The following is an 8398-nucleotide window of genomic DNA, read 5'->3' on the forward strand; positions in this document are numbered from 1 at the left end:
GGACCGAGCCATGTACACGCGAACCTACCGAGCTCGAGGATTTGATGCGGCCCTGGCCGAAGTCAAGCGTGACCTCGGCCCCGATGCCGTGATCCTGTCCTCGCGCAAGCTACCGGATCTCGCCAAAGGACGGGGCCAGGCCTGGGTCGAGGTCAAGGCCATGCCGGACGGCGCGTTGAGCGAGCTCGGTGCCCGCCCGGAGCAACTGCAACGACGCTGGGTGGATGGGGACACGCTGGCCGAGGATCTGCAGCGGGCGCGAGTACCGAGCGTTGCCGCCAAGAACCTGAGCCACCACGTCCGGCGCCTGGCCGGCGGCAGCTCACAGGCCCTGGCGCAGGTGCGGGCGGAGCTGACGCAAGCGCTCGCCGCGCTGCTCCGCTTTGCCGGACCGATCGGCGGCGACGCCTCCCGGGTGGTTGCGCTCGTCGGGCCGACGGGCGTTGGCAAGACCACCACGATCGCGAAGCTCGCCGCTCAAGCTGCGCTCGTGGAGCGCCGGACCGTTGGGCTGGTTTCGATCGATCAATATCGCCTGGGCGGAGACGAGCAGCTCGGGCGTTACGCGGACCTGATCGGCATTCCCATGCTGGTGGCCGAGGACTCGAAGAGCCTCGCTCGAGCTCTGCAGCAATTGAAGTCCGCCGAGCTCGTGTTGGTGGATACCGCAGGCAGATCGCCCCAGGATCGCGAAGAGCTCTTGCGCATGGCGACCTGTTTCGAACAGGTGAGCGAAGGAATCGATGTGCATCTGTGCCTTGCAGCCGCCACGCGCAGCATGGAAGCCGACGCCATCATCGACCGCATGTCCGTGTTTCATCCCCGGCGATTGATCACCACCAAGCTCGATGAAGCGGTCGCCCATGGCTGCATCGTGGGCGCGCAGCAGTCCAGCTCGCTTCCGCTCAGCTACTTCACCACAGGCCAGCGAGTCCCCGAAGACATCGAGCTGGCCTCTCCCGAACGTTTGGCGGAGCTGTTGTGCCGAGGAGGCATGCACTGATGCTGCAACTGGTCGACCAGGCGGTTGGTTTGCGCCGGGGCCGTGGCTCGGGCGCCAAGGTGTATCGGCTCCGCCGGCCTGCCCCCGAGTCCACGCGCACGGTTGCGGTAACCAGCGGCAAGGGCGGGGTCGGCAAGACCCAGCTTTCGGCCAATCTCGGCATCGCGATGGCCCGGCAGGGTCACCGAGTCATCCTTTTTGACGCCGACCTGGGTCTTGCAAGCCTCGACCTCGCGCTCGGGCTCTCACCTCGTTGGGACCTGCGCAGCGTCCTACGCGGCGACAGGAAGATCCAGGACATCGTCGTACCGGGTCCCGGGGGCGTGTTTTTGCTGCCGGCCTTCCCGGGTCGCTACGAGATGGCGAACCTGGGACAAAGCGAGCGTTCGAGGCTGATCGCGGCGGTGCGTGAAGTGGCTCGGGACTTCGACGTGCTGATCATCGATACGGGTGCCGGCATCAACTCGAACGCGGTTGGCTTCGCTTCGGTCGCGGACGACGTGCTCCTGGTTACGACGCCTGACCCCACCTCCTTGCGTGACGCCTATGCGATGGCGAAGGTACTGAATCGACGCAGCGGCTTGGAGCGCATCCTTCTGGTTGGCAATCAGGCGCAGGCGGCCGAGGGAGCGCGTATCCACGGCGAGCTCAAGCGCATTGCGGCTCGCTTTCTCGAGCTCGACCTATGCTACTTGGGCTGCATTCCGCCGGACCCCGCCATTGTCGACGGCGTGCGAGCCGGACAGCCCGTCACCCTGCGTACCCCCGATTCGTTGGGTGCGCGTGCCATCAGTGCCATCGCGCGCCGTCTGGACAGCGGGCCTGCACCTCGGGAGGCGTCGTGATGGCCGAGCTCGAGGCCAAGGTTGCCGCGCAAGACCGCCACACGCTGATCGAGCTGGGGCTGCCCATCGTGCGCCGGGTCGCTTTTCGACTTGCGCGTCGCTTGCCGCCCAACGTCGACGTCGGCGACCTCATCGGAGCCGGCTCGGAAGGGCTGCTGCGGGCCATCGACAAGTTCGATCACGAGCGCTACACGCGTTTCGAGCCGTACGCCGAAGCGCGGATCCGCGGGGCGATTCTAGACGAGCTGCGGGCGAGCGACAGCATGACACGCCACGGTCGCCGGCGCCTGGCGGAGGTCACACGCACCATTCGCAAGCTCGAGCAACGGTTGGGTCGAGCCGCAGAAGAAGAAGAGATCGCGCGCGAGCTCGGCATGCCGCTTGATGCCTACCGCAAGCTCGCCGAGGATCTTGCCCGCGGGCCGGCGCTCGCTCGCCTCGGGGAACTGCATCCGGACGACTTGGAGTCGCACGACGGCGGCGCGGACAAGCTTCATGCCGAACGGGAAATGAAGCAATTGTTGGCAAAGGCCATCGCCCGCCTCCCCGAGCGCACGCAGATGGTGCTTGCGCTCTATTACCAGGAAGAATGCACGCAGGCCGAGATCGGTACGATCCTCGGCATCACCGAGAGCCGTGTCTGCCAGATTCTCGGCGAGTCCGCGGCACGTCTGCGTGCGCAGCTAGCGAAGGAGTAACGCGATGTCGGATGGTATCTACAGTGCATTGTCGGGTGCGGTGGCCCAAGATCGAGCTCTCGAGGTGGCTGCCAACAACGCAGCGAACATCAACACCACCGGCTACAAGGGCGACCTCGTCGTGTTCAGAGAAGTGCTCAATCGCACCAAGGAAGGGCCATCGCCGGATGTGATGCGCTACGTGGTCGGCAACGAAACACGTACGGTAATGACGAGTGGAGTGCTGCGGGAAACGGGTAATCCACTGGATCTAGCCCTTCAAGGCGAGGGCTTCTTCACGCTCAAGACACCCGGCGGCATTCGTTACACGACCGCGGGATCTTTTACGACTGATCGCAAAGGTATCGTGAGTACCAAGAACGGATACGAGGTACTTGCATCCGGCGGTGGGCCACTGATTGTGCCGGCAGATACCAAGGAGATCAGCGTAAGCCCGGACGGCACGCTGAGCGCGGATCAGGAGACGATTGGCCAGCTCAGGATCACGCGCTTTCGAGACCGAACGCTGCTCCGCAAAGAAGGCGCGAGCATGTTTGTCGCGCCGTCGGCCGCAGCCCCCATGAGCGACGGCGAAAGCACCGTGGTGCAGGGCTATCTGGAGGGCTCCAACGTGCATGCGGTCGGCAGCGTAACCGACATGATCAAGGTTTCACGCTACTTCGACGCTTTTCAGAAGATTATCAATACCTTCAAGCAGCTCGATCAGCGCACGGCTCGCGAGCTGGGACGTAGGTTTTAACTGGAGGATGCATCATGATGCGAGCACTGAATACCGCAGCGACCGGCATGGCCGCACAACAACGCAAGATCGACGTGGTTGCCAACAACATGGCGAACGTGAACACCGCGGGTTTCAAGAAGAGCCGCGCGGAGTTTCAGGACCTGATCTACCAGACGATTCGGGCCCCGGGAGGTACCACGGGCCAGGGCAACAACCTGCCCACAGGCGTTCAGGTCGGCCAGGGAACGCGCAATACGTCGACACACTTCATTTTCACTCAAGGAGCGTTTCAACAGACCGACAATCCGCTCGACCTCGCGATCGAAGGCGCAGGCTTCTTTCAGGTAACGCAGCCGAACGGTCAGTTCGCATACACGCGCGCAGGCAATTTCAAGACGGACGCCCAGGGACAGCTCGTAACCGTGGACGGCTATCCCATGGAGCCCAACATCACCATTCCCATCGACGCTACGGGCATCTCGATCTCAGCGGACGGCACCATCAGCGTCACGCAGCCCGGACAGAACACGGCCACGGAGGTGGGACAGCTTCAGCTCGCCACCTTCGCCAATCCAGCGGGCCTGCAGGCGATCGGACGGAATCTGATGCTTCCGAGCAACGGCAGCGGACAACCCATCATCGCCTCACCGGGACAGCAGGGGCTCGGCACGGTGGCCCAGGGCTTCTTGGAGGGATCCAACGTGCAGATCGTCAACGAAATGATCGATCTGATCACCGGTCAGCGCGCCTACGAGATCAACCAGCGCGTCATCTCGGCGGCGGACGAAATGCTCCGTAAGGCCACCCAGCGCTAGTCAGGGCAAATGCTTGATACCTGCAGCGAGAACCCTTCTAGAAGCGGGGTGGTCAGTACGTCCTGGACCTCCTGGCTGTGCCTGGCCGCGGCCGCACTTTGACGCGCATGACGGCGTCGATTATGGCAGTCGACCATGGCAAAGGCACCCTGGACGCACCAGGCGCTGCTGGTGTCTGCAACGGGGGATGAACGGGAGGTAACGATGCCCAGGATGACTTGCATGGGTCTGCTGGCGGCCCTGTGCCTGGGGGCCGGCCCGGCGTGCACCGGGAAGAGCGATCGGAGCCACCTGAGCGAATCGATCCGTCTCGCGCCGCGTCGTGGCAACCAAGCGGCCGCTGCAAGGGCACGAACCGCAACAGGAGCACGGACAGCGGCGAGTGCCAGCGACGAGGCGACGATCCTTCATCTGACCGATCGGCTTGGCGAGGCCACGGTCGCCAGCGCCGAGCGGCGCGAGGCCGGCGTGCAGGGGCGGCGATGGGCGGGGGCCGAACTACACGGAGCGTGGAAGCCGCTGGGGGTCAAGCGTTTTGCTCGGCTCTGTGCGGTCGAGCTCGAGCCGCTGGCGAACGGACACCGCCTTACCCTGTCGGGGCCGTCGGGGCCGGACCGGCATCGCCGTGGCTTTCTCACGGGGGGTATGGCCGTCGACCTCGAGGGGCTCGTGGTGCGGGACTGGGAAGCAGTTCGAATTCGCGCTCGCTCTCGGGGGCGATTCGCGGGCATCACGGTGGCGCACAACATCGAAACCCCCGGAGCGCTCCCCAACACGCTCTTCTTTTTCGAGCAGGCCTTGCCCGTCTTCAACGACGGCTCGGAACAAACCTACGTCATACCCCTGCGCACGGGAGACGACTCGGCCGCGCGCCCGCTGCGCAGCCTGGCGCTGATCGCAGCCACGCCAACACCAGCCAGCCTGGATGTGCTGCGGGTGGAGCTGGTCCCACGCGGTTCGTCCTTCCGTACGAGCTTTGGTGTGCAACCGGTGGCGCGCAGCGGTGAAACCCGAGACACGTTGTTTGCACACACTCCGGCGACCATCAGGTACAAAGTGAACGTGCCGGACCGGGGTCGCTTGGACCTCGGCCTATCCAGCGAGCCCGGTGAGACGGTCAGGTACAGGATCGCCGCCACCAAGCGTGGAGCGCGCACGCAGCTGTTGCTCGACGAGACCGTTGCTGGTGCGCGGACGTGGCAACAGCGATCGGTCGACCTGGGGGCGTTCGCGGGAGCCACGATCGAGCTGAGCCTGGAGGCCTCCAGCAAGCGTCCGGGTACGGTCAGCCTGTGGGGGGCCCCCATGGTGTCCGGCTCGACCCCGGGCCGGCGACCCAACGTGATCTTCTACGTCATCGACGGGGGCGGCGCCGACCTGATGAGCGTCTACGACTACAACCGGCGTACGACGCCGTTCTTGGAGCGCTTGGTCGCGCAGGGAGCGCTCTTCGAGCGAGCCCATTCGAACTCGACGTGGACGCAATCCTCCACGGCGTCGTTCATGACCTCGCTGCACCACAGCGTGCTCGGGGGCCACTTGCGGGGCATCCACTCCACGCCGATTCCGGCTTCGGCCACCACGATGGCCGAGCACATGCGCAAAGCAGGCTACCAAACCGCATCGTTCACCACGAATCCCAACGCGGGCCGCATCATCGGGGTGCAGCAAGGCGTAGACGTGTTGCGCGACGAAGTCGAGACCGAATACCACTCGACCTCGTCCGAGGATCTGCACGAGGTGTTTTGGAGTTTTCGGGACGCGTACCCCGGCTCGCCCTACTGGGCGCATATCCAAACCACCGATGTCCATCAGCCCTTCGAGCCGCAGCCGCCGTTCGCCGGGCTCTTTGCTTCGGCAGCGCAACGGACGCTGATGGAGCGCTGGCGACCCAAGATCTTTGCCGCCGTATTCGAGAGCCCCGGGGACACGAGCACGATCGGGGCCTACGATCTCGCGCTCGAGCGCACCCGGATCGACCGGCATGCCTATTTCAACACCCTGCGCGCATTCCACGACGAAGCCATGGCGCATCAAGACCATGCCCTGCGCCAATTCGTGCAGCGTCTCAGGGCGCGTGGAGAGTGGCACAACACGCTGCTCATCATCGGATCGGACCATGGCCATCCCGCCGCTACCTTCGCCCGTTTTGGCCGCGGCTTGCTGTCGCCCCAACCCGAACCATGGCAAGGCGCGATGTTCGACTCGTATGCGACGCGCGTTCCCTTGATCTTCGTGTGGCCGAAGCGCATCCGCGGCCGTCAGAGGTTCAGCCAACCCGTGTCGATGATAGATGTCCTGCCCACGCTTCTCGAGCTGGTGGGGCTGCCCCAACCGAAAGTGGCGCAAGGGCAGTCGCTGGCGCCGCTGCTGCTCGGAAAGCCCAAGGACCTGGACCCGGTGATACTGGACGAGTTTCGCGTGGCGGACAGCGGCGCGATGGTCGGCAACCTCGAGATCATCGACGGCCGTTGGGGCGCCTCCCTCGAGCTGGGATCCCGTGGCACCGCTTCGAGCTCCAACCTGGGACGGCACGAGGTGCCCGTCGGAGGTCGCTGGGGGGCATCGCACCGCCACTTCCCCGATGTACCGCGGCTGCTGCTCTACGACCTGTGGAACGATCCGTTCACCACGCGAGCCGTAAACGAGCAGCACCCGGATCTGGTCGCGTACTACGAGACGGCACTGTTGAAACGATGGGATGCTCATCGCGCGCTCTTTGGGCTCTTCGGGGAGCGCTCCGATGTAGCGCTGACGCGCGGCCAGCTCGAGCAGCTTCGTTCGCTGGGCTACGTCCGGTAGGGCGGAATCGTAGACGCCGCCGAAATCCCAGCCGACTCGAACGTCGCCATCTCGTTGACCAGACGCAGCGACGCATCGACCAGACCCATGGCCAGCGCGGCGCCGGTTCCCTCTCCCAGTCGCAGCTCGAGATCCAGCAGCGGGCGTTGACCCATGGCTGCGAGCACGACCCCATGACCCGCTTCGGCCGAGCGATGGGACGCGATCAGGTAGCCGGTCACTGCGGGGCAGATGCGGAGCGCGCACAGGGCCGCCACGCTCGCGATGAAACCGTCCACGATCACGGCGAGTCGCTTGGCGGCGCTTCCCAAGACTACGCCACAAAGTCCTGCGATCTCGAAGCCGCCCAGCTTGGACAGCACGTCTATGGGGTCGGCAGGGTCCGGCACGTTGCGGGCGATCGCGCGCTCGACGGCGGAGAGCTTCCTTTGCAGTCCGGCATCGTCGATGCCGGTCCCTCGACCCGTGACCTCGCCAGGGGCCGTTTGTGTCAAGACTGCGGCAAGCGCGCTGGAAGCGGTCGTGTTGCCGATGCCCATATCTCCGATCCCGAGCAAGCTTACACCCTGTAGGGCAAGCTCCCCTGCGATTCGGAGGCCCACATCGATCGCCTCGAGCGCTTGGGCGCGAGCCATGGCCGGACCGCGCACGAAATTGCCGGTGCCCGGGCCGATACGGTGCGTTCGGAGCTCGGCGCCGGGCGGCAGCGCCTGCGTTACCCCCATGTCGACCACGACCACCCGCGCGCCTGCCTGCCGCGCGAGCACGCTGATGGCTGCGCCGCCCCCAGCGATGTTCTGCAGCATCTGGCCGGTAACCTCCTGAGGGTAGGCGCTGACACCCTCCTGCGTCACGCCGTGGTCCGCACCCATGACCACGATCGCCTTGTCGCCCATCCGGGGCTCGCTCGTCCCTTGGATGGCAGCGATCCGACAGGCCAGGTCCTCGAGCCGGCCCAGGCTGCGCCGGGGCTTGGTCTTGGCGTCCAGACGTCGCTGGGTTACAGCAAGAACGTCGCGCGAGATTGGCCTGACGGCGGAAACGACTTCGGCGAGCATTGACATGCCCGGCTCATGCCAATGGCTTTCCTGTCGTGTCAGGTCCGGCTCATGCCGATGGGTGTCCTTTCGCGTCACTTCCGCGGGCCCCTATACCATCTTGCGCAAGAGCCAGTTTGCCAAGGTGATCGCACCCGAGGACAGAAGCAGGGAAGGCAAGTCACGGAATTCGAGCGTGTGCATCAGCTTGTCGGTCAACCACAAGAGCACGGTATTGAGCGCGAAGGGCAGAACCAGCAGCAACAGGAAGAGGGTCAGCGGACTGATCAGCACGAGGCCAGCCGCGATGAGCCAGCCCAACAGGAAGTTCAGCAGACTGAAGATCACTGCCGCCACCACCGCCACGGACGGGCGCTGAATGCGCACGCCGGGGAGGAAGCGTGCCAGAGCCAGGATAACCCCAGCGAGAACCGCAAGCTTGATGAGTACCGACATGCTGCAACCTCTCGCGTAGAC

8 protein-coding genes are annotated in these 8398 nt (G+C 65.0%); 6 read left to right on the forward strand and 2 right to left on the reverse strand.

The window, feature by feature from the left end:
• Nucleotides 1-10: 10 nt before the first annotated feature.
• The 6 genes from MJD61_18545 (at nt 11) to MJD61_18570 (ending at nt 6884) form a co-directional block, all read left to right on the forward strand.
• Nucleotides 11-1003 carry a 50S ribosome-binding GTPase gene (locus tag MJD61_18545; GenBank protein ID MCG8557263.1) on the forward strand — a complete coding sequence of 331 codons (993 nt, stop codon included), beginning with the start codon at nt 11-13 and terminating at the stop codon, nt 1001-1003.
• Nucleotides 1003-1848, forward strand: coding sequence for a MinD/ParA family protein (locus tag MJD61_18550; protein ID MCG8557264.1), 846 nt, complete (start codon nt 1003-1005; stop codon nt 1846-1848). The genes MJD61_18545 and MJD61_18550 overlap by 1 nt, the downstream gene beginning before the upstream one ends.
• A complete protein-coding gene (fliA, locus tag MJD61_18555; protein ID MCG8557265.1) occupies nt 1848-2546 on the forward strand; it encodes an RNA polymerase sigma factor FliA in 699 nt (232 codons plus the stop codon). Before MJD61_18550 ends, fliA begins: the two co-directional genes overlap by 1 nt.
• 4 nt (nt 2547-2550) lie before the next feature.
• A complete protein-coding gene (gene flgF, locus MJD61_18560) occupies nt 2551-3285 on the forward strand; it encodes a flagellar basal-body rod protein FlgF (GenBank protein ID MCG8557266.1) in 735 nt (244 codons plus the stop codon).
• 14 nt (nt 3286-3299) lie between these two features.
• Complete coding sequence (flgG, locus tag MJD61_18565) at nt 3300-4082, forward strand: flagellar basal-body rod protein FlgG (protein ID MCG8557267.1); 783 nt, start codon at nt 3300-3302, stop codon at nt 4080-4082.
• 204 nt (nt 4083-4286) lie between these two features.
• Nucleotides 4287-6884, forward strand: a complete 2598-nt coding sequence (locus MJD61_18570) for a sulfatase (GenBank protein MCG8557268.1) — start codon at nt 4287-4289, stop codon at nt 6882-6884.
• Here MJD61_18570 and cobT read toward each other — a convergent pair.
• A complete protein-coding gene (cobT, locus tag MJD61_18575) occupies nt 6872-7948 on the reverse strand; it encodes a nicotinate-nucleotide--dimethylbenzimidazole phosphoribosyltransferase (protein ID MCG8557269.1) in 1077 nt (358 codons plus the stop codon). The two genes, MJD61_18570 and cobT, sit on opposite strands and share 13 nt — an antisense overlap.
• 84 nt (nt 7949-8032) lie before the next feature.
• Nucleotides 8033-8398: phage holin family protein (locus MJD61_18580; GenBank protein ID MCG8557270.1), on the reverse strand; the 366-nt coding region annotated here is incomplete at its 5' end.

This window comes from Pseudomonadota bacterium (assembly GCA_022361155.1).
GTDB lineage: Bacteria > Myxococcota_A > Polyangia > Polyangiales > JAKSBK01 > JAKSBK01.

Excerpts from the sequence above, each read along its gene's own strand:
- flgG (MCG8557267.1), top strand. The coding sequence starts at position 3,300 with ATGATGCGAGCACTGAATACCGCAGCGACCGGCATGGCCGCACAACAA.
- MJD61_18550 (MCG8557264.1), top strand. The coding sequence starts at position 1,003 with ATGCTGCAACTGGTCGACCAGGCGGTTGGTTTGCGCCGGGGCCGTGGC.
- fliA (MCG8557265.1), top strand. The coding sequence starts at position 1,848 with ATGGCCGAGCTCGAGGCCAAGGTTGCCGCGCAAGACCGCCACACGCTG.
- cobT (MCG8557269.1), bottom strand. The coding sequence starts at position 7,948 with ATGTCAATGCTCGCCGAAGTCGTTTCCGCCGTCAGGCCAATCTCGCGC.
- flgF (MCG8557266.1), top strand. The coding sequence starts at position 2,551 with ATGTCGGATGGTATCTACAGTGCATTGTCGGGTGCGGTGGCCCAAGAT.
- MJD61_18570 (MCG8557268.1), top strand. The coding sequence starts at position 4,287 with ATGCCCAGGATGACTTGCATGGGTCTGCTGGCGGCCCTGTGCCTGGGG.
- MJD61_18545 (MCG8557263.1), top strand. The coding sequence starts at position 11 with ATGTACACGCGAACCTACCGAGCTCGAGGATTTGATGCGGCCCTGGCC.